Raw genomic sequence first — 26,300 nt, 5'->3', positions numbered from 1 at the left:
CACCCATTGGCGCACTTCTTATACTGCCGGTTAGAAACCCTGATGCGGATATAAATGATGACCCAGCGCCTGTTTTTTACCCATGACCACCTGAATGCCGAACTTGAAGTGCTGGGATGCACACCTTTTGATAACCAGTTTGCGGTAATCCTGCAGTCCACAATCTTCCATCCACAAGGTGGCGGCCAGCCCTCCGACACCGGCTGGCTCGGGGAAAGCCAGGTGTTGAAGGTGGTGCAGGAAGGCGATCATGTCGTGCATTACGTAGACCGCCCCGTGGCTCCCGGCGTGATCCAGGCACGCGTCGATGAAGACCGCCGCACCTTGCACACGCGCCTGCACTCGGCCGGGCATCTGATCGGCAATGCCGGTGAAACCCTGGGCTGGATGCCGATCAAGGCTCATCACTGGCCGGGCGAAGGCAAGATCACCTTTATTCGCGGCACCTCGGCCCAGGCCATGGACGCCGAGGCGATCCAGCGGCAAGTCGACCAATGGATCGCCGCCAACCTGCCGCGCCATATGGCCCTGGATGACGGTACGCGGCAAGTGGGTTTTGGCGACCTGCCGGCCTATGCCTGCGGCGGCACGCATGTGCAGGCATTGGGGGACGTGGGTCAGGTGACGATCCTGGCCCTCTCCGAGAAAAAGGGTGCATTGTCGGTGCGCTATACCCTGAACTGACTAAACCGCAATCGCCCCCGCCCTGCCCGGTTCCACCACAAACGACTTGAGGGTCGAGACGCTGGCGTTCGGATCCCGGGGATCGGAAATCACCCGGAAGTTCGTCAGCATATTCCTCTCCTCAAGCGCCACCGACACATAGCCGCGCTGTCGGCTGTCGAAAAACTTCACATGGGGATTGAGGGGCAGGATCGCACTGAACGCATCAAATGGTGGCCCGTCAGACGTCACCGACGTGCCGACAAACTCGGTCGCGACCACGGGCGAATCCGGATTCCCTGCGTCAGCGTGCAGGTCCGTCGTCCAGAACGAGTGAATATCGCCGCCCCAGAACACCGGGTTATTCACCTTTCTGCGCACCATAGACGCAAGCATCCGCTCACGGTTGGCCATGTAACCATCCCAGCCATCTGTCCAGCGGCCGGGCTTGTGGTTGGTCAGGTCACGTTGCGTGAGCGGCGCGACCAACAGGTCCTGGGCGATCACGTTCCATTGTGCCCGGGACTCGGCAAAACCCTGATCCAGCCAAGCCTCCTGCTCCCAGCCGAGCATGGTGCGACGGGGATCGCGCAGGTCGGCACAGGTATTCGCGGCCACATGCCCCTTGTGGCTGCCATTGGCCAGGATGCATGGCTGCTCGGAGCGGTACTGACGCCCATCCAGCACATGGAAACGCGCCAGCCGGCCGTAATCCAAACGCCGATAGAGGCGCATGTCCGGCCCGCGCGGCAGGCTGCTGGCCCGCAGCGGCATGTGCTCGTAGAAGGCCTGGTAGGCCGCCGCCCGCTGCTTGAGAAAACTCGTCACCGGGATGTTCGGGTCCTGGGACCACTGGCTGGCATAGTCGTTTTGCACTTCGTGATCGTCCCAGGTGACCACACTGGGCGCCGCAGCATGCAGTGCCTGCAAATCCGGATCGGTCTTGTACAGGGCGTAGCGGTTGCGGTAATCCACCAGATTCAACGCATTGCCGCTGCCGTGGGAGCGAATGACCTTGCCGGAATCAGCCGCGTAGGAACTGTCATAGATGTAATCCCCGAGGAAAAACACCAGGTCAGGCTGCTCGGCGGCCAAATGCCGATAGGCGCTGAAGTAGCCTCGCTCCCAATGGGAGCAGGAGACAAAACCCAACTGCGCCGATGCCATGGCATGCACCGCCGGCGCTGTGCGCGACTGGCCCACCGGGCTTTGCGCACCGAGGCCCTCGAACTGGTACCAGTAAGGTCGACCCGCCTCCAACCCGCTCACTTCCACATGCACCGAATGGGCGAAACGCTCGATGGCCATCACCTCGCCCTGGCGCACAACGTGCGTCATCGCTGCATCGCGGGCCACCTTCCAGCGCACCGGCACCGCTCGGTTCAGGCCACCCCGACCGTCGGCGGCATTGAACAGCGGCGCGAGGCGTGTCCAGATCACGAAACCATCAGGCAATGGATCGCCTGACGCCACACCAAGGGTGAAGGGATAGTCGATGCCTGCACTACGGGCAAACGGGCTGAGGATCGAAAACGCCGTGGCAACTGCAAGCCCGCCCAGTACGCGACGGCGATCGTGATTCACACTCATCAACTGCGCTCCTTCCAAGCATCCCGCACCGACCAAAACAAATGCTTGTGTAGCGTTCTTACCATTGGGAGCAGGGTGGATAAATGCGGCAGTGCAATGCTCATGCAGGGGGACTCGCGAAATAAATTCTCCAAGAATGTACCCGCGTCGTGTCAGTTTCATTACGTAGATAAATAGACCCACGAGTCGTCTGTAAGACGCGTCCTAGAGCCTTAAAAGCTTAAATTAAAGTTAACCATTCGGTCATTTTTGGTTGCTAGCGTGTCGCCCCTAATCAACTGCGGGGTAGCGGAATGAGAACTTGGGATGAACCCAAAAAACGCAAGGCACACATCGAACTGATCCCGATGATCGACGTGATGATGTTCCTGTTGGTGTTTTTTGTACTGGTGAGTTTGAACGTGATTCCGGCCCTGGGCATGAAGACTCAGCTGCCGAGCGCCAGCAGTTCACAGCAGCTCAAGCCGCAAAATAAATTCATCCTGACCCTGGGCCTGGAAGGTCAGCTGCAGCTCGATGGCAAGGACCTGACCGTCGACGCGCTGGTGCCTGCACTCAAGGCCGGCGAGAAGCCAGACACCAAGTCGACGATCATCGTCAACAGCGACAAAGGCGTGGAAGTGTCGCGCCTGGTCGAGGTGATGGACACCCTGCGCCTGGGTGGCTTTACCTCTGTCTCCATCGCCACGAAAAAGTCCTGATCATGTATGCCTTGTTTCGTGCGCGTCGGCTGCTGGGCAGTGTCCCGGCCCTGATCGCCCTGGTGCTGATTGCACTGGGTATCCAGTCCCAACCCCTGAAGATCCAGCCGCAGTACGACGAGTCGGCGGTTGAACTCGCGCTGGTCGAGCCCGAGCCGGAAGTGGTCCCCGAGCCCGTGGTGGAAGAACCGCCGCCACCGCCGGTGATCGAAGACGAGGAGGCCGAACCTGCCCCTCCGCCTCCGCCACCCAAGCCGATCCCCAAACCACTGCCAAAGCCTGAGCCCAAGCCAAAACCGGTGCCCAAGCCCGTGGTCGCCAAGCCAGCGCCTGTGCCTGCGCCAGCTCCGGTGGCCGCCAAGCCGGTGCAAGCCGCTCCCGCACCAACGCCGGCCCCCACCGCTCCGCCGGCGCCGCCGAAAGTCGACGGCCAGGCACTGGAAGGCGGCTACCTCAAGGGCTTGCGCAACGAGTTGGACACCTACAAGCAATACCCCACCGGGCGCCAGGCGTCCCTTGAACGCCCGAGTGGCGAGGTGGTGGTCTGGTTAATGGTGGACCGCCAAGGCCGCGTCCTCGACTCCGGGATCCAGACCCCGGCGCCGAGCATGCTGCTCAACCGGGCCGCCACCAACAGCCTGCGCCGTATCAAGCAGGTGAAACCGTTCCCCGAACAAGCCTTCGGTGGACGTAACGAGCAGCGCTTCACCGCCACCTTCAACTACAGCGTGCAATAAGCACACACCACCAGGACGACAGTGATGAAGTTCACCCGGATTCATCTGGCACTCGTTGCCGCGACGAGCATGACCCATGGAGTGGTCATGGCAGATACCAGCGACAGTGACGTCGGGACTATTGGGGTACAGGGCAAGGCAACCGCTGGGGGCGGTTACATGGTCCAGGAAGAGAGCGCCAAGGGCCGCTCGACCATCACCAAGGAAGCATTGGACAAACAGACGGCCACTGGCAACGCCATCGACAAGCTCAAGTACACCCCGGGCCTGAACATCTCCAGTGAAGACAACACCGGCCTCTCGGGCTTCCGCTTCACCATGCGCGGCATGAACTCCGACCAGGTCGGTATGTCGGTGGACGGCATGCCGATCAACGACTCCGGCAACTACGCGTTGTACTCCAACCTGTTGGGCGACCCGGAAAACATCGACCAGATTTTCGTCACCCAGGGCTCGTCGGAAGCCGACGGCCCGCACATCGGTTCCAGCGGCGGCAACATCGGCATCGTGACCATTCGCCCCACCAAGGAAACCGGCGCCTTCGTCAAGCAAGTGGTCGGCAGCAACGCCACCCGCAAGACCTTCGCCCGCCTCAATACCGGTGAAGTCAACGGCCTGAGCAACTGGCTGTCGGCCTCCCACACCGAAGGCCAGATGTGGCGCGGCTCGGGTGCCGTACGTGCGGACAAGGTGGAGTGGAACAGCTTCTTCGACGCCGGCAACGGCAACACCGCCAACCTGATCCTCAAGTACCACGAGCAGGACAACAACAGTTACAGCCAGTTGACCAAGGCACAGTTCCAGCAGTACGGCCGCAAGTACGACCCGTACCCGGCGACACCGGCGGTGGGCGCCAACGGCAAGGTCAGCAGCTACTACGACCTGGCGCAGAACCCGTTCCAGACCTTTACCGCCGTGCTCAACACCCAGTACAAGCTGAGCGACAACCTGTCCCTCTCGGTGATCCCGTATTACTACTACGGCAACGGCAGCGGCGTGGGCTCCTCGGCCTATGCGCTGAACAGTGGCTCGAACAAGGGCGGCGTTTTCGACCTCGGCAACCTGCCGACACAGGCTCAATACAACGCCGACGGTTCCGCGACCACCGGCGTCTACTACCGCCCTTCGCGCACCCAGACCTGGCGCCCGGGCATCACCACCAAGCTGAACTGGGACTTGGGCGACCACAGCCTGCAATTCGGCTACTGGTATGAACGCGCCCGCCAAAGCCAGACCCAACCGTTCATTGCCCTCAAGAACAACGGCAAGCCAAGCGATACCTGGCCCGACGGCAACTCCGTGGTCGACGCCAACGGCAACACCGTACAGGGTCGCGACCGCTACACCGTGACGCCGGCGCAAAAGGTCTGGACCCAGGACACCTGGTACATCAACTCGGACTGGACGTTGATCGCGGGCATTGCCTACATGAACGTCGAGCGTGACGGCACCAACCACGGCAGCCTCACCGAGCAACCCGGCAAGGCCAGCCAGACCTACAACAAACTGCTGCCCAACGCCGGCCTGAAATACCAGCTCGACGAGCGTGACCAGTTGTTCTACAGCCTGTCGCGCAACATGCGTATTCCACAGAACTACGTGCTGTACGACAAAGGCGTCGGCTCCCTCGACTCCAAGCCGGAACTCAGCTGGAACCAGGAACTGGGCTGGCGCTACACCGGCGAAGACAGCACCCTCGCCGCGACCCTGTTCTACATGCAGTTCAAGAATCGCCAGCTCACCTCCCTGGACAGCAACGGTGATTCCGCCGACATCAACGCCGGCACCGTCATCAACAAAGGCCTGGAACTGGAGTGGAGCGGCAAGCTGCCGCACAACTTCAACTACTACACCTCCTACACCTACACCAGCTCCAAGCAGCAGGACGACCTGACCGTCTACAGCGCCGGCAAGCCGATCGTGCTGCCCACCAGCGGCAAACAGTTCGCCAACGTGCCGACCAACATGCTGGCGGCCAACATCGGCTATGACGACGGGCGCTTCTACGGCACCTTCGGCGGCAAGTTCACCAGCAAGCTCTATGGCGACCTGACCAACGACGAAGCCATCTCCGCCCGCACCATCTTCAACCTCGGCGCCGGTATCTACCTGCCGGTGGACAAGAAAGTCGTCAAGGACGCAACCCTGCGCCTGAACGTCGACAACCTGTTCGACAAGAAGTACCTGGACGGCGTGTACACCACCAAGACCAACTCGGCGAGCTACAGCGGTTTCCGCGATGGCGACCCGGCCTACATCGTTGGGCTTGACCGCACCGTCACCGTTTCCCTGGAAGCCAATTTCTAACTGCGAGGCTCAGCATCATGGACATGAACCTGCTTCACCAAATCACCTTTTATGTGATGTACGCCGCACTGGCGATTGCAATCTTCATCACCATCGAACGTGGCATCTACTTCGCCTACGTGCGCCGCCAGGCCCGTGCATTGACCGAAGTGCTGGGCGCCAATGTGCACAGCGAACGCGACCTGCCGGAAAACCTGACTCGCCGTGACAGCCTGCCGCTGAGCATGGTGCTGCCGATCCTGGCGCAGAAGGCGTCCCATGGTTCGCGCAAGGACCTGGACGACGAGATCGAAACCCAGTACCTCAAGACCCGCGCGCCGCTGTCGCGCAGCCTGTGGATCATCGAAACCATCACCACCGCCGCGCCGCTGCTCGGCCTGCTGGGGACCATCCTCGGCATCATCGACACCTTCAAGGCGCTGGCCAGTGCCGGTGTGTCCGACCCGGGCCAGATTTCCGGTGGTATCGGTACGGCCCTGTTCGCCACGGGTTTGGGTATCGCCATCGCGCTGTTCTGCGTGGTGTTCCACAACTTCTTCCAGGACAGCCTGGAGCGTATCAACGACCAGCTGAAAATCCTGCTGATCCGCGCGGCAACCGGTGCCCGCGTGCAGGGTGAAGTGCCGCACCTGGTACCGACCCCGCTGCACACCCGCACTGCGTGACCTTCCCGGGGCGGGCGCATCATGCGCCCGCCCTTTTTTTGCCCGATGAGACGCCTATGTCCATATCGCTGAAATTACGTATCGCCGGCCTTGCAGGCCTGCTCCTCAGTCCGCTTGCCCAGGCGGACTTTTCAATTCCGGGATTTGAGTTGGTACACACCGTGCCAGTGGACACCCAACTTGGCACCGCCGATCTGCGCCAGCCCGGCCCCGTGTGGATCCAGCTGTTCGACGGCGCGAAAAGCCGCATCGACATCGGCCAGTTCTACGCGGCCGACCATCCTGGCTCGGTGATGGACAAGGTGATTGAACACCTGGAAGCCGCCGGCAAACGCGGGGTGAAAATTCGCTTCCTACTGGAAGAAAAAGGCGTGCGGCTGTCGGAAGCCTCGACCCTGGAGCGCCTGAAAGCCATTCCCAACCTGACCTTCCGCATCCTGCCCTATGGCAAGCTGAGTGGCGGGATCATCCACGCCAAGTACATGGTAGTGGATGGCAAGCAGGCGTTTATCGGCAGCCAGAACTTCGACTGGCGTTCGCTGGAGCATATCCACGAAACCGGGCTGTTGATCAGTGATGCAAACGTCGTCGCCCAGACCCAGGCCATTTTTGAACAGGACTGGCAGGCCCAGGCTGCGTTGGCCGACAACCAGCCTGTTGCCCTGCCCGCCACAGGCGCCACACCGGCACGCACCGGCAACTACCTGGTAGCCAGCCCCCAGCGCTACAACCCGCCGGGTGTGGGTGATTCGCAGCTGGAACTGCCACGTCTGCTGGGCGAGGCGAAAAAGGAAGTGCGCGTACAACTGCTGGACTACGCGCCGCTGTCCTATGGACCTGACAGAACCCGGCCTTACTACGCGATGATCGACAATGCAGTACGTGCAGCGGCAGCGCGCGGGGTCTCGATCAAGTTGATGGTATCCAACTGGAACACCGAAGCGCTGGAATTGCCGTACCTGAAAAGCCTGGCGGTGCTGCCGAATGTCGAGGTCAAGATCGTCACGCTGCCCGAGGCCAGGCAAGGATTCATTCCTTATGCGCGGGTGATCCACAGCAAGACCATGGAAATCGACGGGCAAGTGGCGTGGGTGGGCACCAGTAACTGGCTGGGGGGTTATTTCGATAACTCGCGCAACCTGGAAGTGGTGATGCGCAGTGAGGCGATGGCCAAGCGTGTGGGAGATTTACACGAGCAACTGTGGGACGGGCCGTATGCCAAGGCACTGGAAGTGACGAGTGAGTACCCGCAGCCGCATCCGGGCAAACCTTAAGCTGTTGCCCGCAAATGGCATGGCTTTGCGGGCAATATCACATTGCCAGATATCCAGGTTGCACTTTTTCGCCTTTGCGCTGACCAACCCTGCATAACTCATGGAGGGAGAGCAGGGATGAACAACACACGCAATGGACTGTACGGTGCCGCGCTGGTTTGGGCGGCCATCGGGCTTGGCGGCTGCGCCAATTCGATGACCACCACCGGTGAGCCCGGGGTGAAGATGGGCGAGAGCTATGAGCAGGTGCTCGCCGTGGTCAGCCGCAACAATACGGTGACCAGGGAGATCGACGGGGAAGCATTCCGGGCTGAAGGTTACTCGGAGACGTTTAAGGATTGTCGCAACAAATATTTTATCTTCCAGGGTGCTAATGGCTTGCAGATGGTCAAGCTTGAGCCCGCGCCGCATCTGTCGGTCAGCCAGAACTGCCGCCAGCCATGAGAACCTTACGTGTAATTCCCGCCCTGTTCCTGGTTCTTCTCAGCGGCTGTGGCCAGGTATATAACGTCCGCTCCCTCAACACCGCCTATACAGCGCCACCGTCTGCCGAGACGGCGCGCTTGCGCATTATCAGCGACGGCATGGTGCGCGCAGTGCCCGGGCGCGATTGCCTGGACTGGAATGTTCCCGGAGCAGGCGTGATGGTGTCCGCCAAATCCGGCTTCGCCGACCGCAATGGCGCAAGCCTGGGGATGCCGGGGCCGATTTACACCTGGGACGGTGCGGTGTCGTCCGAACAGGTGATTCCGGCGAACACGCCCATTGCCTTTCATTACCTTGGGTTGCCGCAATATGGCCGGCAATGTTTCAACACCATGACCTTTATCCCCAAGCCCGGCATGGACTACATGGTGCGAGCATCAATGTCCGGGAGTTGCTCATTCGAGCTTGCTGAGCTGCCGAAAGGTGCCGAACGATGGAGTCCGATTGAACCGACGCCATCGGGAAGGCTATCGATGTGCCATGCGATGGATAATTTCTAGCGGTACAAACGCAACGTGGGCCGAGGCATTGCACTGCGGCTCACAAAAAACCCACAAACAAAAACGCCGATCATTGCTGATCGGCGTTTTCGTTAAATATGGAGCGGGAAACGAGACTCGAACTCGCGACCCCGACCTTGGCAAGGTCGTGCTCTACCAACTGAGCTATTCCCGCAAATGGCGTCCCCTAGGGGACTCGAACCCCTGTTACCGCCGTGAAAGGGCGGTGTCCTAGGCCACTAGACGAAGGGGACACGCTACTGAAACACATGGTGTGTATTTCAGTGCCCAGAGATTAAATCCGAAGATTACGCCCTGGTTTCACTCAGTGCCGCCCGAGGGCAACACTGCTTAAATTTGGAGCGGGAAACGAGACTCGAACTCGCGACCCCGACCTTGGCAAGGTCGTGCTCTACCAACTGAGCTATTCCCGCATATGGCGTCCCCTAGGGGACTCGAACCCCTGTTACCGCCGTGAAAGGGCGGTGTCCTAGGCCACTAGACGAAGGGGACACACGTACAACATTCACTCCCTACCGCGTTTCGCTGTGTGCTTTACGCTGTAAGTGGCGCGCATTCTATGGATGGATTGGGAGGTCGTCAACCCCCAAGGATAAATTTATTTAAATCAATGACTTCGCCGTGGTTTACGGGGGTTGCAAGGGTTTCTCGCCGTCCAGGCTTTGGCGCCTATATTCTGGCGTTCCACAAGGCGCTATAGTTCGCCACAGCAAATGATGGCAATGTGCATCTACGCAGGGACTGCCCAGCTATATAGAAGAAACTACTGACGCAACTGGTCGCTCAGTCCTATCCGGTCACTGCACCAGTCACTACACTTCAATGCAAACCCCATAAAGAGGTCACACCGGTGACACCACTCATGATCACCCTGCTGGTAATAGCCGGGATCGTAATACTGATCGCCATTGGCTACATGAACCATGTGGTGGAAAACAATAAGCTGGAAAAGAACCGGACCCGGATCGAACTCAATGACCGGCTGCGCCGCTGCGGCGAAATCACCGAGACCTTCCCTGGCCAGTTGATGACGCCGCGACTCAAGTTGCTGCTGACCCGCCTGGAGCTCAACGTCAATCAGCGCCTGCTGAACCTCGACAAGTCCAATGCGTCGCTCAAGGCACGCATCACTGAACTCAACGCGCTGGTGGCCCAGGGCGAATCGATTCCGGTGAACAACCCGCCCGGCCCGATCCAGACCGAAGCCAAGGCCAAGGATGTACGTTTCCTGCTCGAAGCACTGCATGGCCAGGTGACCCGAGCGGCCCAGGACGGTTTCCTGCCGACCAATGAAGCCAAGCACTGGATCAAGGAAATTCGCCATATCCTGGTGCTGCTGCACATCGAGTTCTTCAACAACCTGGGCCAGCACGCGCTGCAACAAGGCCAGCCGGGCCAGGCTCGCCTGGCGTTCGAACGCGGCGTGCAGTACCTGCGCAAGCAACCGGAGCCGGTGGTGTACAGCCAGCAGCTGCAATTGCTCGAGAAACAGCTGGCGCGCGCCAACTCCATGGTGCTGTCCAACCTTGAACCGGCTGAAGACGAGGTCAACGAATTGACCGAAGGCTTGAAAGTGGTGGATGCGGACGCCGACTGGAAGAAGAAAGCCATCTACGACTGATCCCCTGCCATTGTGGTGGGCGGCAAACCCGCTCGCCACATGCCATCACTCTGCACCTATCCCCTTCCCCTCGAATAGCGTAAAAAAGGCCCCCTCACTCCGTTAACGAAAAGGGCTTCGCCATGCCTGTCGTGCTCATCGATGGACAACCGCTGCACTACCTCGACCTGGGCACCGGCCCGGCCGTTCTCCTCGGTTCCAGCTACCTGTGGGACAGCCAGATGTGGGCGCCGCAGATCGAAGCGCTGTCGCAACAGTACCGGGTGATCGTCCCCGAGCTTTGGGGCCACGGCGAGTCCGGCGCACTGCCTGCAAACACTGCATCCCTGGACGACCTCGCACGCCAGCACCTGGCGCTGCTGGATCACCTGGACATTGCCCAGGTCAACCTCGTGGGCTTGTCGGTCGGCGGCATGTGGGGCGCACGTCTGGCGCTGCTGGCTCCCGAGCGGGTCAACAGCCTGGTGCTAATGGACACGCACCTGGGCGCCGAGCCGGAAGCCACTCGCCAATACTACTTTTCGCTGTTCAAGATGATCGAAGACGCCGGCGCCATTCCGGAACCGCTGCTGGATGTGGTGGCGCCGATCTTCTTCCGTCCCGGTATCGACCGGGAGTCGGCCTTGTACCAGGATTTCCGCAACGCACTGCAGGCCTTCCCCAAGGAGCGCCTGGTGCACAGCATCGTGCCGCTGGGCCGGATTATCTTCAGCCGCGCGGATGTGCTGGAACAACTGGCGCGCCTCGACACCGACACCACCCTGGTGATGTGTGGCGAGCAGGACAAGCCACGCCCACCGGCCGAATCAGAAGAAATGGCGGCCTTGATCGGCTGCGCGCTGACGTTGATTCCGCACGCCGGGCATATCTCCAGCCGGGAAAACCCCGATTTCGTCAACGAAGCGCTGCTGACCTTCCTGGCCAACAACGCCTGACCGCCCTGCCCTTTGATCGCCGCAGGCCTGCGGTGATCAAAGGCGGAAGTGCCCGACCATCCCCTTAAGCTCCGTACCCAACTGCGCCAGCTCGATGCTCGACGCTGCATTGCCCTGCATGCTCAACGCCGATTGATCGGCACTCGCACGGATGCAGGTGACGCTGCGGTTGATTTCCTCGGCCACCGAGCTTTGCTCTTCGGCCGCTGCGGCAATCTGCTGGTTCATCTGCTGGATCAACGACACCGCCGCCGCGATGCTGCCCAGGGCGCTTTCGGTTTCCAGGGCATCACTGACCGCCAGCTTGACCAGTTCGCCGCTCTGCCTGATCTGCTGCACCGAAGCCTGCGCAGCGCTGCGCAAGGTACTCACCAACCGTTCGATTTCCTCGGTCGATTGCTGGGTGCGCTTGGCCAGCGCCCGCACCTCGTCGGCCACCACGGCAAAACCGCGGCCCTGCTCGCCCGCCCGCGCCGCCTCGATGGCCGCATTCAGCGCCAGCAGGTTGGTTTGCTCGGCCACGCTCTTGATCACCTCAAGGACGGTACCGATAGTCTGGATCTCCGCGCTCAGGCTTTCGATGCTGGTACTGGCGGAGGTCGCGGAGCTGGCCAGCAACTCGATACGCTGCAAGCTCTGGCGCACCACCTGCTGGCCGCTGTCGACCTTGTCATCCGCCGTCTGCGCCGCCTGGGCCGCTTCTTCGGCGTTGCGCGCCACATCGTGCACGGTGGCGGTCATCTGGTTCATGGCCGTGGCCACCTGCTCGGTTTCTTCCTTCTGGCTGCTGACCTCGATATTGGTCTGCTCGGTGACGCTGGACAGCGAATGGGCAGAGCTGGCCAGTTGCTCGATACCCGCCTGCAACCCGCTGACCATGCTGCTGAGGCCGCTGCTCATCTGTTGCATCGCGAGCATCAACTGGCCCATCTCGTCCCGGCGACTGACTTCCATACGGCCACTGAGATCACCGGCGGCAATCTGCTGGGCCACTGCAATCACGCTGCGCAACGGCGCAACGATCAAACGGGTAATGATCCACGCGGCAATCAGCCCGACCAATAACGCCAACGCCGAAGAACCGATGATCAGCAACGCGCTTTTCTTCAACTGCGACTGCATCGACAGGTCTTCTGCGTCGTAGGCCTGATTGACCCGGGTGACCACTTCGGCTGCGCGCTCGTGCAACTGCTTGTAGACGACTTTTTCCTGGGCCAGCAGCCCGGTGTATTCGCCGAGTTTTTCGCTGAAGGCCGCGATATGCCCGGACACTTCGTTAAGCAAGGTTTGGTAGCCAGGATCCTTGACGGTGGTTTTCAGCTGTTCGACCTGGGCCAGGGCCTGATCGGCCTGCTCGATCTTGCCCTGCTCGGCGTTCTCGTCATCGCCCTTGCGGCTCTGGTCCAGGCGCACGTGCGCTTCGTTCATGGCCTGCAGCATCAGGCGCGAGACCTGGCTGACCTGCCCCGCCTGCTCGATGAATTCGGCACCTTCCTTGCCCTGGCTTTCCTTGAGGCCATAGGCGCCGTCGTCCGCCAGCCCGGCCTGCAACACATCAAGGTTGTTGGCGACACTGGAGACCGACCAACTGGCCATTTCCAGCGCCAGGTCCTTGGTCTGGGTCAGCTCGACAAACTCATCGAACGCCTTGCGATACGCCGCCAGCGCCTGCTCGACGTCGCTCATCACCGGGACATTGGCAGGCGACTGGGCCTTGAGAATTACCGCCTGGGCCGCCAACGCGTCGACACTTTCGTGCAAGGCGTCCACCGACTTGGGGTCGGCATGCAACGCGTAGTCCTGCTCGATCAAGCGCACCTTGAGCAAGCCGCTGTTGAGCGCCGACATGGCTTTAAGGCCCTCGAAGCGCTGGCCAACGGTTTGCAGCGACCACACGCCAATCGCGGCCACCAATGCCGTCAACAGTAGTACCAGGGCAAAGCCCAAGCCCAGTTTCTTGGCCATACCGAGGTTGGCAAAACGTCGTTGCACGGCAGAAATCATTGCACTTGAGTCCTCTTGCAATGGCGAATGCCATCAAACCAGGTTTCGATGCAGCGAGATTCGCAACCCCGGGGCACTGAATACAAGGGTTTGGCGCCACAATAATGGCAAAAAGCTACATCCTCGTCGTTTTCAGAATGGTAGAGGTCGATCCTGCCGGCCCCATGGCCTTGAACAACGCCAGTGCACGCTGATCAGAAGCGTAGGCCACATTGATGCGCAGCCAGTCGCTGGATTCGCCCGTAGGGCTGAAAAGCGCCCCCGGCGACAGCAACACCCCCAGCCGGCGAGCCCGTGCCTGCACGGTGGAACGGTCGCCGACACCAGGGCGCGCCCAGAGGAACATGCCCCCCGCCGGCACCGCAAACACCTCCCACTCTTCGTCTTCCAGCACCTGCAGGGTCATGGCCATTTCCGTGCTCAGCCGCCGGCGCAGGCGTTGCACCCACTTGCGGTAGGTACCATTGGCCAGCAACGTCGCCACCACCGCCTCGGCAAACCGCGAGGTGCCGATGCCGGTCAAGGTCTTGACCCTGGCCAATTGCGCGATGATCGCCCCGCTGGCCGTGAGGTACCCCACCCGCAAGGCGCTGCTGAGGGTCTTGGAAAAACTCGAGACATAGATCACCCGGTCCTCGTGGGGCAACGCCGACAACCGGGTGCAGGTGGCATGTTGCAGGTCGCCATAGACGTCCTCCTCGATGATGAAGAAGTCCTGGGAATGGGCCAGTTGCAGCAAGCGCTCGGCCACCGCCAGGGACAGGCTGGTGCCGGTGGGGTTGTGATACAGGCTGTTGATGAACAGGCACTTGGGCCGGTGCCCGCGCAACAGCGCTTCCAGGGCAGGCATGTCCGGGCCGCCACGGGTGCGCGGCACTTCCAGCAGCTTGACACCATGAAAGGCCAGTTGGCGGTAAAGGTTGCCGTACCCCGGGCTTTCCACCACCACGGTATCGCCGGCCTTGAGCAACGTGCGGATCAGCAGGTCCTGGGCGTGGCTCGCGCCGTGGGTGGTGAGGATATGCTCGACCCGGGTTGCCACCTGGATGTGCGCCAGGCGCTTGAGCAGCTGTTCACGCAGGGCCGGCAGGCCCAGCGGCGTGCTGTAGTTGAAGACGGCCGCGGTGTCGGTGCGGGTGACTTCACGAATCGCGTAGCTGATATCGTCGCTCTCGCGCCAGGTGTCCGGCAGCCAGCCGCATCCCAGTTTCAGTTCGCCCAGTTGATTGTCGATGAAGGCGCCCCACCCCGACTCGGCGCCCTCATACCATTGGTTTTCACCGCGAAGACCACGCTCGGCGGGTGGCTGGGCCACACAGAAACCGGCGCCTTGCCTTGAGGCCAGCACACCTTGGGCAACCATCCGCTCGAACGCCTCGATGACGCTGGACTGACTGAGCAGGTTCTCGTGGGCCAGTTGCCGCACCGAGGGCAACCGCGTCCCGGGGCTGGCGCCGCTCTCGCGAATCCAGGCGGCCAGCGCACTGACGATTTGCTGCACTACCGGTACAAGGGCTTGTCGATCGATCCCTAAATCCATGAGCCACTCACTTAAACTGTTGTCATTTAACCCAAACCAGTTAAGCACAGAAGCCCAATGACAGCCGCGATCAAGATTTATTAAATCATTGATTTAATTGAATTATTTACCTAGTGAAACACATTCAGGTGAGGCATCTGGCCACCTGCGGAAAAACCCCACAGCGCCTCCAACGCTTTTCTGAATGGCATCCGCCTCACTTCCTAAATCGCGGTCGCGCCACCGTCCACCGCCAATGCCTGGCCCGTGGTGAAGGCAGCACCGTCGCTGCACAGATAAAGCACTGCGCTGGCGATCTCCTCGACCTTGCCGATACGCCCGACCGGGTGCATGGCGGCGGCAAATTCGGCTTTGCGCGGGTCAGCTTCATAGGCACGGCGGAACATATCGGTGTCGATCACGGCCGGGCATACCGCGTTGACGCGGATTTTCTTTTTCGCGTACTCGATCGCCGCCGACTTGGTCAGGCCGATCACCGCGTGCTTGGACGCGGCATAGATACTCATCTTCGGCGCCGCCCCAAGTCCTGCCACAGAAGCCGTGTTGACGATGGCGCCGCCGCCCTGAGCCAGCAGCAACGGCAGTTGATACTTCATGCACAGCCACACGCCCTTGACGTTGACGCCCATGATTGCGTCGAACTCATCCAGGCTGCCGTCCGCCAGCTTGCCCTTCTCGATCTCGATCCCGGCGTTGTTGAAGGCATAGTCCAACCGGCCATAGGTGGCCACGGTCTGCTGCATCAACTGCTGCACGTCCGCTTCGAGGGTGACATTGCAGCGCACAAACACCGCTTCGCCACCGGCCTGATGAATCAGCGCCACAGTGCCCTCGCCGCCAGCCGCGTCCAGGTCGGCGACTACGACTTTCAAGCCTTCAGCGGCGAACGCCAGCGCAGTGGCGCGGCCAATGCCGGCGGCCGCACCGGTCACCAGGGCGACCTGGCCGGAAAATGTCATGCTCATGGTGGATGTTCCTTCGATGGGGATGCTCGATGACCCCAGTCTAGCCAGAGCCACCATCGGCGCGTCAGCACTATCAAAAGCCCGGTTGGCGAACCATGAGCCGCAGTGATAACGGCACCGGCATCACTATCATTGCAGTGGATGGGTGGGCATTCGCAGGTGCCGCGCACCTTGCCGGTGCAGCCCGAAGGGTCTATCACTCAAGGTCCACTTCTCAAGAGTCGCTGCCATGACTGCCCAGACCAACCGCCAATTCCTGCTCGCCAAACGCCCGGTCGGCGCGGCCACGCGGGACACCTTCACTTACCAGGAAGTGCCGGTGGGTACACCCCAGGACGGCCAGGTGCTGGTGCACAACGAATACCTGTCCCTGGACCCGGCCATGCGCGGCTGGATGAACGAGGGCAAATCCTACATTCCACCGGTGGGTATCGGCGAAGTCATGCGCGCCTTGGGCGTAGGCAAGGTGATCGCGTCGAACAACCCGAAATTTGCCGTGGGCGACTACGTCAACGGTGCCTTGGGTGTGCAGGATTACTTCCTCGGTGAGCCGCGGGGTTTCTACAAGGTCGATCCGAAACTCGCGCCGTTGCCGCGTTATCTGTCGGCGCTGGGGATGACCGGCATGACCGCTTACTTCGCCCTGCTGGACACCGGCGCGCCCAAGGCCGGCGAGACCGTGGTGATCTCCGGCGCGGCAGGCGCGGTGGGCAGCATTGCCGGGCAGATTGCCAAGATTAAAGGCTGCCGCGTGGTAGGCATCGCTGGCGGCGCCGACAAATGCAGGTTCCTGGTGGATGAGCTGGGTTTTGATGCCGCCATCGACTACAAGAACGAAGACGTGCATGCCGGCCTCAAGCGCGAGTGCCCGAAAGGTGTGGACGTGTATTTCGATAACGTCGGCGGGGACATTCTCGATGCCGTGCTCAGCCGCCTGGCATTGAAAGCCCGCGTAGTGATCTGCGGCGCCATCAGCCAGTACAACAACAAGGAAGCTGTCAAAGGGCCGGCCAACTACCTGTCACTGCTGGTCAATCGTGCGCGCATGGAAGGGTTTGTGGTGATGGACCACGCGGCGAATTTTGCCGCTGCCGGGCAGGAAATGGCCGGCTGGATGGCTCAGGGCAAGCTCAAGAGCAAGGAAGATATAGTCGAGGGGCTGGAGACGTTCCCGGAGACGCTGATGAAGCTGTTCAACGGTGAGAACTTTGGGAAGTTGGTGTTGAAGGTCAACTGACACACCGCAGAACCAAATGTGGGAGCGGGCTTGCTCGCGAAGGCGGTAGAGCAGTCACCTTATGCATTGACTGTCACACCGCCTTCGCGAGCAAGCCCGCTCCCACAATTTTTTACCGTGCCCGCTTCAGGTCGGGTAGGTCAGGCAATCTCGGCAACTACCGCTGCCAGCGCCTTGGCCGGGTCGGCCGCCTGGCTGATCGGGCGACCGATCACCAGGTAATCGGAACCGGCATCCAGGGCCTGGCGCGGGGTCAGGATGCGACGCTGGTCGTCCTGGGCGCTGCCCGCCGGGCGAATCCCCGGGGTCACCAGTTGCAACGCCGGGTGGGCGGTCTTCAGCGCCTGGGCTTCCAGCGCCGAGCACACCAGGCCGTCCAGGCCAGCCTTTTGCGCCAGGGCCGCGAGGCGCAGCACTTGTTCCTGTGGCTCGATGTCCAGGCCGATGCCGGCCAGGTCTTCACGCTCCATGCTGGTCAGCACGGTCACGCCAATCAGCAGTGGCTTGGGGCCGCTGCGCTGATCGAGCACTTCACGGCACGCAGCCATCATGCGCAAGCCGCCGGAGCAGTGCACGTTGACCATCCACACGCCCATTTCGGCGGCGGCCTTGACCGCCATCGCGGTGGTGTTGGGGATATCGTGGAATTTCAGGTCGAGGAACACCTCGAACCCTTTGTCACGCAAGGTGCCGACAATTTCGGCGGCACAACTGGTGAACAGTTCCTTGCCAACCTTGACCCGGCAAAGCTTGGGGTCCAACTGGTCAGCCAGCTTCAGTGCGGCGTCACGAGTGGGGTAATCCAGGGCGACGATGATAGGAGTCTGGCAGGCGGACATTGGAATGGGCTCTCAGGCAAGTCGAAATCGGCGCGGATTGTAGCGCAAGCAGCGGGTTTGCGGGATCCGATGATCGGTAATTCGCGATTTAGCCGCCAGATTGCGGGCTCCCGGGCAATTGTGTCGAAACAGATACATTCCCGACATGCCTGCAATACCCCCGAAGATTAGCCTCGCACACGTGAACCACCGTACAGAACTTCCAGCCCCGGGGCTGGGCGCCTATGCTGAACGCAACAACCTCGCCGCCGATCCTCGGCCCGGCGGCCCACCAGGTAGATGATCGCACCATGCAAACCCTGACTCCTGTGCTGAATGACGATCAAAAAGGCTCGCTTGTGGGTGAAGACAAGCGCTGGAACACCCGCGCACTGATTGTCGACGACGACGTGCCGATCCGCGAACTGCTGATCGATTACCTGGCGCGCTTCAATATCCTCGCCAGCGGCGTGACCGATGGCGCGGCCATGCGCCAGGCCATGCAAGCGGAGACCTTCGACGTGGTGGTGCTCGACCTGATGCTGCCGGGCGAAGACGGCCTGTCGCTGTGCCGCTGGCTGCGGGCGGAATCGGACATCCCGATCCTGATGCTCACCGCCCGCTGCGAACCTACCGACCGCATTATCGGCCTGGAACTGGGGGCCGACGACTACATGTCCAAGCCCTTCGAGCCCCGTGAACTGGTGGCGCGCATCCAGACCATCCTGCGCCGGGTGCGGGATGACCGCACCGAGCAGCGGGCGAATATCCGCTTCGACAACTGGCGCCTCAACAGCGTGCTGCGCCAGCTGGTGGCCGACGACGGGCTGGTGGTGCCGCTGTCCAACGCCGAATTCCGTTTGCTGTGGGTGTTTATCGAGCGCCCGCGCCGGGTGCTGAGCCGCGAACAATTGCTGGACGCGGCCCGGGGTCGCTCCATCGAGGCCTTTGATCGCAGCATTGACCTGCTGGTCTCGCGCCTGCGCCAGAAGCTGGGGGACGACCCCAAGGCCCCGCAGTTGATCAAGACCGTACGCGGTGAAGGCTACCTGTTCGACGCCCGAGATATCGGCTGATGCGCAACGCCTTCAACACCCTGTTCGGGCGGCTGTTCGGTGTGTTGCTGGTGGCGATTGTGCTGGCCCACGCGCTGGCATTCTTCTGGTTTCACCATTATGGCCCGCCGCCCCCTCCGCCCCACGAGACCTTCATCGAGCAACCGGACGGCAGCCTGACGCCAATGCCCAAGGAGCATCGCCGTCCCTGGTTCGGCGGGCCTGTGGTGCCGCTGACCTTCCAGTTTATCTCGCTGATCATTGCCGCCTGGTACGGCGCCAAGCTGCTCAGCCGGCCAATCCAGCGCCTGAGCGCCGCGGCCGAGCGCCTGAGCCTGGACCTCGACAGCCCACCGCTGAACGAGTCCGGCCCACGGGAGGCGCGGCAAGCGGCATCGACCTTCAACCTGATGCAAAAGCGCATCCGCGAACAGGTCACCCAGCGTGCCCGCATGCTGGGCGCCGTGTCCCACGACCTGCGCACGCCGCTGTCACGGCTCAAGCTGCGCCTGGAACAGATCGAAGACACCAAGCTGCAGGGCCAGATGCGCCAGGACCTGGACGACATGATCGGCATGCTCGACGCCACCCTGAGCTACCTGCACGAGCAACGCACCAGCGAAACCCGGCATTGGCTGGATGTGCAGGCGCTGGTGGAATCCCTGAGTGAAAACGCCCAGGACCGCGGCTCCGATGTGCAATGCAGTGGTGAGTGCGCGCCGCTGCAAGTGCAACCGATGGCCCTGCGTTCGTGCCTGAACAACCTGATCGATAACGCCCTGCGGTACGCCGGCACCGCGCGCATCGAACTCGCGGACACTCCGCAGGCGCTGGTGGTGAAGGTGATCGACCACGGCCCGGGCATTGCGGCGGATAAACGCGAGGCGGTGTTTGAACCGTTTTATCGGCTGGAAGGCTCGCGCAACCGCAATTCCGGTGGCGTGGGGTTGGGCATGACGATTTCCAAGGAAGCCGTGGAACGCCTCGGTGGACGGCTGAGCCTGGAGGAAACTCCGGGCGGCGGCCTTACCGCCGTAATGTGGCTGCCAAGGGCGTAGGAATGGTTCCTGCGCCCTGCAGGAACCATTACTGCCCGGTTTTATCTTCCCGCCGCACCTGAGCCTGGGTGGCACTCCAGTCGGTCAACAAGCTATACGCCACCGCCAGCAATGTCGGGCCGATAAACAGGCCGATAAAGCCGAACGCAATCAACCCGCCAAACACCCCCAGCAACACGATCACCAGCGGCAGGTTGCCGCCACGGCTGATCAGGTAGGGCTTGAGCACGTTGTCGACGCCGCTGATGATGAACGTGCCCCATACACCGAGGAACACCGCATAGGTGTAGTCGCCCTTCCAGGCGAGCCAGGCGGTGGCCGGAATCCAGATCAGCGGCGGGCCCATCGGAATCAGGCTGAGCAGGAACGTCACGATCCCCAGCACCAAAGCCCCCGGAACACCGGCAATCCAGAAGCCGATCAGCGCCAGCAAGGCCTGGGCGGCAGCGGTGCCGATCACACCGTTGACCACCCGCTGCACCGTACCCGCGACCAGTTCGATGTAATAACCCGCCCGGTCGCCGATCAACCGCTCCAGCAAGCGATGCACAAACATCGCCAGGCGCGGCCCGTCACGGTAGAAAAAGAACACGAACACCAGGCTCAGGGTCAGTTCCAGGATGCCGCCGCCGATCTGCGCACTGCGGGCCAGCAACCAGTTGCCGACCTGGCCCAGGTACGGTTTCAACGTGACCATCAGTGCCGCGCCCTGCTGGTCGATGCTGTCCCACATCGCCACCAATCGTTCGCCGACAAAGGGAATGGAACCGAGCCAGGTGGGCGCCGCAGGCAAGCCATCCACCTGGATATCCTTGATCAGGCCCACGGCATCGCGCACATGGTCGGCCAGGTTGAACCCCAGCCAAACCAGCGGCAACGCCACCAATAGCATCCAGACCAGGGTCAGGATCCCGGCGGCCAGCGATTCGCGACCGCCCAGCCAGCGGGTGAGCAAGCGCATCACCGGCCAACTGGCAAACGCCAGTACCGCGCCCCAGAACAGCGCCGACCAGAACGGCGCCATCACCCAGAAGCTGGCACCAAACAACACCAGCAGCAGGATCTGCACCAGCAGGCGATCGTTATTGAGCATGTGGTTTCTCGAAAAGAAGTCTGTAAGAGGAAGAGCTTAGGCGAACGGCGCGGGTCCGTTCGCCCTGGAACGGTCAGCGTATCAGATGCAGGTGCAAACCCTTGGCTTCAGTAGTGCCGGTTTCCAGGCGCGCCGCACGTACGCCCTGATCGATCAAGCCCTGGCGCCATGCCTCGGCGGTGGGCCCGGTCAAACTGACCCGCAACGTGGCATCCAGGTTCAATCCGCGGGAAATAAGGGTGAGCCAGGTGGCGTCAGGCTCGGCGCCCAGCTTGGGAAAATCCAGCTCGCCAGTGCTTTTCAGTTCCCGCAGCAGCGTAGCGGAGGTCGGCAGCAAATCGCCCAACGGTGCGCTGGCGTCCATCTGTTCCACGTGCAGGTACGCCCGTCGATTGCCCCGGGTGATGCCGTACAACGCGACCAGGGAGTTGTCCTGCGGGGCCGCCAGGCGCAGCAGCAGGTATTCCTGCTGGCCGTCGGCGCCCACCAGCTTGGCATTGCCGAACACTTCATTGGCCCACAGGCTGCTTTCACCGCAATCACGGGCCTGGCACCAGAACAGCAGTTGCGCGCCCTGGGCCTGCAAGGCTTCGCGGGTGGCGGTAAAGGCGGCGCTGGAGGTGTGCTCGGCAGGCAGTTCATAGGTGATGGCAGTGGCTTGGCCGCGGGCGGTGGCCTGGCCTTCATAGCGCAGCTGGCCGCTGATCTTGCGGATCGAGCCCAGCGGGTAGATACGTTCTTTCTCTTCGGCGGGACGGTAGTCGACAATCTGCGCGTCGACCTGACGGGCCACGGCGGGCAAGTCCTGGCTACCCGGTACGTCGGCGGCAAACACCAGCGGGCTGAAACAGCACAGCCCCAGAACACGGAAAAATCCCTTCGGCATACTCATCGGATCGGCGCGCCCTGGCCATTGGGGTGCGCTGCGGTGTTGAGATCGTTCATGGTTGACTCCCTTTCGATCCGCCCAGCCTCGGCAGTTGACCCCGCCAAGTCAAGGCGTGGAGAAGAACCGATTGAAACAGTCTGCAACAAGGGTAGCGCCTGGCTCGTCATTCAGGTGCAAATGATGGCCACCGGGCAAGGTAGTCACCTGGAACGGAAGCCCGGAAAGCAATTCGGAATGTTTCGCCAACATGCCGTCTTCGGCGACCACCAACTGTGTCGGACAGCCGACTCGGCGCACGAAGGCCATCGCCTGTTCTTCTGTCAGGCGCATGGGGGAGGCCAGGGTCAGGCGGCTGTCGCTGCGCCAGGTGTAACCACCCGGCACGGGCATCAAGCCACGCTGGGCCAGCAGTTCGGCGGCTTCACGACTGACTGCCACCACGCCTTTCATCCGCGCTTCCACCGCGCGATCAAGGGTGCTGTACACCGGCTTGCGCTTGTCCTGCAGGTTCATTTGCGCCTGCAACGCCATGCCGAGGCGTTCGGCGGCGTTGTCTGCGGTGCCGGTCGGCGGGATCACGCCATCAATCAATCCCAGGTGCGTCACCCGCTCCGGCAAGGCGCCGGCCAACACCAGGGAAACGATGGCGCCGAGGGAGTGGCCAAGTAATGCAAAACGTTTCCACCCGAGTTGTTCGGCGACTTGCAGCACGTCGTGGACGTAATCCCAAAGGGAATAACCGGCGCCAGCGGGTCGATGGGCCGAGTGACCATGGCCGGCCATGTCCAGGGCGACGATGCGCAGGCCATCGAGTTTCGGTGCCAGCCGGGCAAAGCTGTTGGCGTTGTCCAGCCAGCCATGCAGGGCAATCACCGGCAAAGCGTCTTCAGGGCCGAACAGATGCGCCGCCAACTCGATGTGCGGCAGCGCCAGGCGGACTTCTTCGACAGGCGCAGTCATGCGCAACTGCGCTCGCGCTGGCGAGCTTCCCAACGGGCAAACAGGTTCTTGATCAAAGTGGCGGTGTCCTGTGGGCGTTCAAGGGGAAACATGTGGCCGCCGGGCATGGTCAGCATTTCGCCCATGGGCATGCGCCCCACGCCGCTGGCATGGTGACGCATCACCACCCGGCTCTGGCGACCACGCACCACCGCCAGCGGCACTTTCAGTTGCCGGGCCTGGCCGGGGCTGGTGTGGGGTACGCCGCGGTAGATGCTGATTTCGGTGGCCGGATCAAAGCGCAGGCGCAGGCGATCACCCACCGGTTCCAGGCCGTGTTGCAGGTAGGCATCAAAACAGTCGGGATCAAAGCCGCGAAACAAGGTCTTGCCAGCGAAGTACTGGCGCGCAGCCGCCAGGTCGGCGAACTCTTCACGACGGCCCAGGGTGCGCCCCGCCGGGGTCAGCCGGTCAATAAAGCCGAAACGCTTGGCCGCGCGGATTACCCAGCGATCGGCCAGGGTCAGTACCGGCGAATCCAGCATCACCACCCCGCGATACAGCTGCGGGCTACGCATGGCCGCGTGCAGGTGCAGCACGCCACCCAACGAATGGCCCACGCCCCACACCGGCTCCGGTTGTTGCTCAAGGTGGTGGATCAGTTCGTCCACCAGGTTCTGCCAATTGTCATCCACTGGAAACCGGGGGTCGTGACCGTGCTGCGGCAAATGCGCGACGGCGTACTCCGGGGCCAGGGCGGCAAACAATTTGCCGTAGGTCGCCGAAGGAAAGCCATTGGCGTGAGCGAAAAACACGTGCTGCGACATACCTGATCCATCACCGTAAACAGAGTGTTGATTCTCCCCAGACCCGGCAGTCACGGCAATGACTGTAACTGCCAGGAATGATGACACTCACGCCACGCCTATCGGGCCGGCGGGTTCTCCCCCAGCGGTACCACGGCCATGGTCAGGCGCGATACACAGCTGGCCTTGCCTTCATCGCTGGTCAGGCGGATGTCCCACACGTGGGTGGTGCGCCCGATATGAATCGGCTTGGCCACCGCCGTCACCCGCCCGCTGCGCAGGCCGCGCAGGTGGTTGGCGTTGATTTCCAGGCCAACGCAATAGAACTTGCTGGCGTCGATGCACAGGTAACTGGCCATGGAGCCCACGGTTTCCGCGAGTACCACCGACGCGCCGCCGTGCAGCAGGCCGTAGGGTTGATGGGTGCGGTGGTCGATCACCATGCTGGCTGTCAGGGACTCGTCGTCAAAACGTTCAAAGCGGATATCCAGTACTTCACCGATGGTGTTTTTCTGAATCGCATTCAGTTGCTCGATATTCGGTTGGGTGCGCCACAGGCTCATTGATCGGTCCTTATTGGTTTTATGTCAGTGCTCAATCCTGCCACAGCACGGCTTCGGAGCGCTCGCTCCAGGCCAGGAACTGCGACCCGTAGGCTGATTCAATCACGTTGCGCTTGATCTTCAAGGTCGGCGTGAGAAAACCGTTTTCCACCGCCCAACTGTCTTTCACCACCACCAGTTGGCGCAAGCGCTCATGTTTATCCAGCACTTGGTTGACCTCTTCCAGCAAGCGTTCAAGGCTGCCCTGCAAAGCCTGGCGCCCAGCGCCTGCGGCATCTTGCAGACCCACGGCAGATAACACGCACAGGCCCATGGGCGCACTCAAGCCATCGCCCACCACGCACACCTGCTCGATGCGTGCATGTTCGGCCAGGCGGTTTTCAATCGGCGCCGGGGCCACGTATTTGCCTTTGCTGGTCTTGAAGATTTCCTTGAGCCGCCCGGTCAGCCGCAGGCGGCCATCGGTGCCCTGCTCGCCCTTGTCGCCGGTGCGCAGGAAGCCGTCGGCGGTGAGGGTCTCGGCAGTTTTTGCCGGGTCCTTGTAATAACCGAGCATGGTCGCGCCGCTGCGTACCTGGACTTCGCCGTCGTCACCAATGCGCACTTCGACGTCCGGGCATGGCGGGCCGATCCAGCCGAGTTTCTGCTGGCCGGGGCGGCACACGTGGGAGTAGCCGCAGCTTTCGGTCATGCCATAGACCTCCAGCACATCCAGGCCCAGCCGGCGATACCAGACCAACAGTGCTTCGGGCACGGGGGCTGCGCCGGAGAGCGCCACGCGCACAGCGTCCAGGCCCAACCCGGCGAGTACTTTGTGGCCGACCCGTTTGCCGATGAAGGGCAGGCGCAGCAAGGTATCTAGGCGGCTCGGGGGGATTTTGCTATAGACGCCCATCTGGAATTTGGTCCAGATGCGCGGTACGCCGAACAGCGCTGTTGGCCTCGCCCGTTTGAGGTCTGTCAGAAAAGTGTCGAGGCTCTCGGCGAAAAATACTGTCTGTCCGGTGTAGATCGAGGCCATCTCCACGAACATGCGTTCGGCGACGTGGCACAGCGGCAGGTAGGACAGCAGGCGGTCGCCCTCCCCCAGGCCGAACAGTTCAGTGCCGCGGATGGCCGCGAAGGCCAGCGCGCCGAAGCTGTGCATCACGCCCTTGGGCAGGCCGGTGGTGCCGGAGGTGTAGATGATGGTGGCTAGATCGGATGCTGCGGGCGCGGGGTTGTCCTGAATGGGTGAGCAGGCTTGCAGGTCGGCCCAGGTGAAATCGAATTCGCCATCGGGGCACAGCGGCAGGCTGATGGTGGGCAGGTCGGCCTTTACTCCGGCGGACATGGCGGGCCAGTCGTCCAGTTTGCCGATAAATGCCAGTGCGGCTTCGGAGTGCTCGAGTACGTGGGCGACGGAGTCGGCGGTGAGGTTGGGGTAGAGCGGGACCGAGACGTGGCCGGCCATCCAGATGGCGAGGTCGGCGATGATCCAGTGGGCGCAGTTTTTCGAGATCAGGGCGATGTGGGAGCCCTGGGGCAGGTCGCGGGCTCGCAGCCAGTGGGCGGCGCAGCGGGCCTGTTGACCGGCTTCGGCCCAGGTGAGGGTTTGGACCTCGCCGCCCTTGATGGGCTGAACCAGGAATCGTTGCCGTGGGTGGCGGGCTTCGCGGTCGAAGAAGACTTGCAGCGGCAAACGAATAGCGACAGACATGGACGCGCTCCTTTGTGTTCCGATGGTAGCCAACCAAGCACTTGCTTGGCTGACTATTTCATGGGAGCGCGGGGGGTGCAAGTTCTGCTGTTTTTGGGGGCATATCCGTTATTCAGGTAACGGCCGCTTATGGT

Annotated in this window: 24 protein-coding genes, 4 tRNA genes and 1 pseudogene; 13 read left to right on the top strand and 16 right to left on the bottom strand. The window is 61.9% G+C overall.

Going from position 1 to position 26,300, the window contains the following annotated elements:
• Window positions 1-57: 57 nt before the first annotated feature.
• Entirely contained in the window at window positions 58-684 is a 627-nt protein-coding gene (locus HX869_RS15345; protein ID WP_177021208.1) for an alanyl-tRNA editing protein, read from the top strand.
• Here HX869_RS15345 and HX869_RS15340 read toward each other — a convergent pair whose 3' ends face one another.
• Entirely contained in the window at window positions 685-2,253 is a 1,569-nt protein-coding gene (locus HX869_RS15340) for an alkaline phosphatase (RefSeq protein ID WP_177029372.1), read from the bottom strand.
• Between the two features lie 293 nt (window positions 2,254-2,546).
• Here HX869_RS15340 and HX869_RS15335 point away from each other — a divergent pair, with 293 nt between their 5' ends.
• From HX869_RS15335 to HX869_RS15305, 7 genes are all read left to right on the top strand, one after another.
• Complete coding sequence (locus tag HX869_RS15335; protein ID WP_003217209.1) at window positions 2,547-2,954, top strand: biopolymer transporter ExbD; 408 nt, start codon at window positions 2,547-2,549, stop codon at window positions 2,952-2,954.
• A 2-nt stretch (window positions 2,955-2,956) separates the two neighbouring features.
• Window positions 2,957-3,691, top strand: coding sequence for an energy transducer TonB (locus HX869_RS15330; RefSeq protein WP_178903288.1), 735 nt, complete (start codon window positions 2,957-2,959; stop codon window positions 3,689-3,691).
• Window positions 3,692-3,715: 24 nt separating this feature from the next.
• Window positions 3,716-5,998 carry a TonB-dependent receptor gene (locus HX869_RS15325; protein WP_008431274.1) on the top strand — a complete coding sequence of 761 codons (2,283 nt, stop codon included), beginning with the start codon at window positions 3,716-3,718 and terminating at the stop codon, window positions 5,996-5,998.
• Between the two features lie 17 nt (window positions 5,999-6,015).
• Complete coding sequence (locus HX869_RS15320) at window positions 6,016-6,663, top strand: MotA/TolQ/ExbB proton channel family protein (protein ID WP_003217203.1); 648 nt, start codon at window positions 6,016-6,018, stop codon at window positions 6,661-6,663.
• A 56-nt stretch (window positions 6,664-6,719) separates the two neighbouring features.
• Entirely contained in the window at window positions 6,720-7,937 is a 1,218-nt protein-coding gene (locus HX869_RS15315) for a phospholipase D-like domain-containing protein (protein WP_178903287.1), read from the top strand.
• A gap of 117 nt (window positions 7,938-8,054) precedes the next feature.
• Window positions 8,055-8,381 (top strand): hypothetical protein, encoded by a 327-nt coding sequence (locus HX869_RS15310; RefSeq protein WP_102369638.1) that lies wholly within the window; start codon window positions 8,055-8,057, stop codon window positions 8,379-8,381.
• Window positions 8,378-8,923 (top strand): hypothetical protein, encoded by a 546-nt coding sequence (locus HX869_RS15305; protein ID WP_008431270.1) that lies wholly within the window; start codon window positions 8,378-8,380, stop codon window positions 8,921-8,923. The genes HX869_RS15310 and HX869_RS15305 overlap by 4 nt, the downstream gene beginning before the upstream one ends.
• A gap of 99 nt (window positions 8,924-9,022) precedes the next feature.
• Here the strand turns inward: HX869_RS15305 and HX869_RS15300 are convergent.
• The 4 genes from HX869_RS15300 to HX869_RS15285 form a co-directional block, all read right to left on the bottom strand.
• Window positions 9,023-9,098, bottom strand: a tRNA-Gly gene (locus HX869_RS15300).
• A 3-nt stretch (window positions 9,099-9,101) separates the two neighbouring features.
• Window positions 9,102-9,177: transfer RNA gene (locus HX869_RS15295), tRNA-Glu, on the bottom strand.
• A 104-nt stretch (window positions 9,178-9,281) separates the two neighbouring features.
• Window positions 9,282-9,357: transfer RNA gene (locus HX869_RS15290), tRNA-Gly, on the bottom strand.
• Between the two features lie 3 nt (window positions 9,358-9,360).
• Window positions 9,361-9,436 (bottom strand) — tRNA-Glu (locus HX869_RS15285).
• A 370-nt stretch (window positions 9,437-9,806) separates the two neighbouring features.
• Here HX869_RS15285 and HX869_RS15280 point away from each other — a divergent pair.
• Together HX869_RS15280 and HX869_RS15275 are read left to right on the top strand one after the other, a co-directional pair.
• Window positions 9,807-10,565 (top strand): hypothetical protein, encoded by a 759-nt coding sequence (locus HX869_RS15280; protein WP_003217193.1) that lies wholly within the window; start codon window positions 9,807-9,809, stop codon window positions 10,563-10,565.
• A gap of 122 nt (window positions 10,566-10,687) precedes the next feature.
• Window positions 10,688-11,500 (top strand): alpha/beta fold hydrolase, encoded by an 813-nt coding sequence (locus HX869_RS15275; protein ID WP_178903286.1) that lies wholly within the window; start codon window positions 10,688-10,690, stop codon window positions 11,498-11,500.
• Window positions 11,501-11,536: 36 nt separating this feature from the next.
• On the opposite strand, the gene HX869_RS31860 is transcribed toward HX869_RS15275, so the two are convergent.
• The 4 genes and pseudogenes from HX869_RS31860 to HX869_RS15260 all read right to left on the bottom strand — a co-directional run bounded on the left by HX869_RS31860 (window position 11,537) and on the right by HX869_RS15260 (window position 16,009).
• Window positions 11,537-12,379: a methyl-accepting chemotaxis protein gene (locus tag HX869_RS31860; RefSeq protein ID WP_372865373.1), complete on the bottom strand. Its 843-nt coding sequence runs from the start codon at window positions 12,377-12,379 to the stop codon at window positions 11,537-11,539.
• Window positions 12,380-12,397: 18 nt separating this feature from the next.
• Window positions 12,398-13,465 (bottom strand): annotated as a pseudogene (locus tag HX869_RS31855) (HAMP domain-containing protein); the annotation flags it as partial.
• A 154-nt stretch (window positions 13,466-13,619) separates the two neighbouring features.
• A complete protein-coding gene (locus HX869_RS15265) occupies window positions 13,620-15,044 on the bottom strand; it encodes a PLP-dependent aminotransferase family protein (protein WP_178903284.1) in 1,425 nt (474 codons plus the stop codon).
• A 203-nt stretch (window positions 15,045-15,247) separates the two neighbouring features.
• Window positions 15,248-16,009 carry an SDR family oxidoreductase gene (locus HX869_RS15260; RefSeq protein ID WP_008431261.1) on the bottom strand — a complete coding sequence of 254 codons (762 nt, stop codon included), beginning with the start codon at window positions 16,007-16,009 and terminating at the stop codon, window positions 15,248-15,250.
• 229 nt (window positions 16,010-16,238) lie between these two features.
• Between HX869_RS15260 and HX869_RS15255 the strand changes: the two genes are divergently transcribed.
• Window positions 16,239-17,246, top strand: coding sequence for an NADP-dependent oxidoreductase (locus tag HX869_RS15255; protein ID WP_178903283.1), 1,008 nt, complete (start codon window positions 16,239-16,241; stop codon window positions 17,244-17,246).
• A 140-nt stretch (window positions 17,247-17,386) separates the two neighbouring features.
• Here the strand turns inward: HX869_RS15255 and pyrF are convergent, their stop codons facing one another.
• Window positions 17,387-18,085, bottom strand: coding sequence for an orotidine-5'-phosphate decarboxylase (gene pyrF / locus HX869_RS15250; protein WP_003217180.1), 699 nt, complete (start codon window positions 18,083-18,085; stop codon window positions 17,387-17,389).
• Window positions 18,086-18,375: 290 nt separating this feature from the next.
• On the opposite strand from pyrF, the gene HX869_RS15245 reads away from it, so the two are divergent.
• Complete coding sequence (locus HX869_RS15245; RefSeq protein ID WP_087695371.1) at window positions 18,376-19,140, top strand: response regulator; 765 nt, start codon at window positions 18,376-18,378, stop codon at window positions 19,138-19,140.
• A complete protein-coding gene (locus HX869_RS15240) occupies window positions 19,140-20,177 on the top strand; it encodes a cell wall metabolism sensor histidine kinase WalK (RefSeq protein WP_003217175.1) in 1,038 nt (345 codons plus the stop codon). Before HX869_RS15245 ends, HX869_RS15240 begins: the two co-directional genes overlap by 1 nt.
• Window positions 20,178-20,205: 28 nt before the next feature.
• Here HX869_RS15240 and HX869_RS15235 read toward each other — a convergent pair whose 3' ends face one another.
• The 6 genes from HX869_RS15235 to HX869_RS15210 all read right to left on the bottom strand — a co-directional run bounded on the left by HX869_RS15235 (window position 20,206) and on the right by HX869_RS15210 (window position 26,166).
• Entirely contained in the window at window positions 20,206-21,270 is a 1,065-nt protein-coding gene (locus tag HX869_RS15235; RefSeq protein ID WP_003217173.1) for an AI-2E family transporter, read from the bottom strand.
• A 73-nt stretch (window positions 21,271-21,343) separates the two neighbouring features.
• Entirely contained in the window at window positions 21,344-22,162 is an 819-nt protein-coding gene (locus HX869_RS15230) for a DUF4892 domain-containing protein (RefSeq protein ID WP_003217171.1), read from the bottom strand.
• Between the two features lie 102 nt (window positions 22,163-22,264).
• Entirely contained in the window at window positions 22,265-23,119 is an 855-nt protein-coding gene (locus tag HX869_RS15225) for an alpha/beta hydrolase (RefSeq protein ID WP_178903282.1), read from the bottom strand.
• Window positions 23,116-23,925, bottom strand: coding sequence for an alpha/beta fold hydrolase (locus HX869_RS15220; RefSeq protein ID WP_008431257.1), 810 nt, complete (start codon window positions 23,923-23,925; stop codon window positions 23,116-23,118). The genes HX869_RS15225 and HX869_RS15220 overlap by 4 nt, the downstream gene beginning before the upstream one ends.
• Window positions 23,926-24,023: 98 nt before the next feature.
• On the bottom strand, window positions 24,024-24,467 hold the full coding sequence (locus HX869_RS15215; RefSeq protein WP_087695369.1) for a hotdog fold thioesterase: 444 nt from the start codon (window positions 24,465-24,467) through the stop codon (window positions 24,024-24,026).
• Window positions 24,468-24,498: 31 nt separating this feature from the next.
• Window positions 24,499-26,166 carry an AMP-binding protein gene (locus tag HX869_RS15210; protein WP_178903281.1) on the bottom strand — a complete coding sequence of 556 codons (1,668 nt, stop codon included), beginning with the start codon at window positions 26,164-26,166 and terminating at the stop codon, window positions 24,499-24,501.
• Window positions 26,167-26,300: the final 134 nt, after the last annotated feature.

Source organism: Pseudomonas sp. P7779, assembly GCF_013386315.1.
Classification (GTDB): Bacteria; Pseudomonadota; Gammaproteobacteria; order Pseudomonadales; family Pseudomonadaceae; genus Aquipseudomonas.
This window is presented reverse-complemented; position numbering and strand designations above follow the sequence as displayed.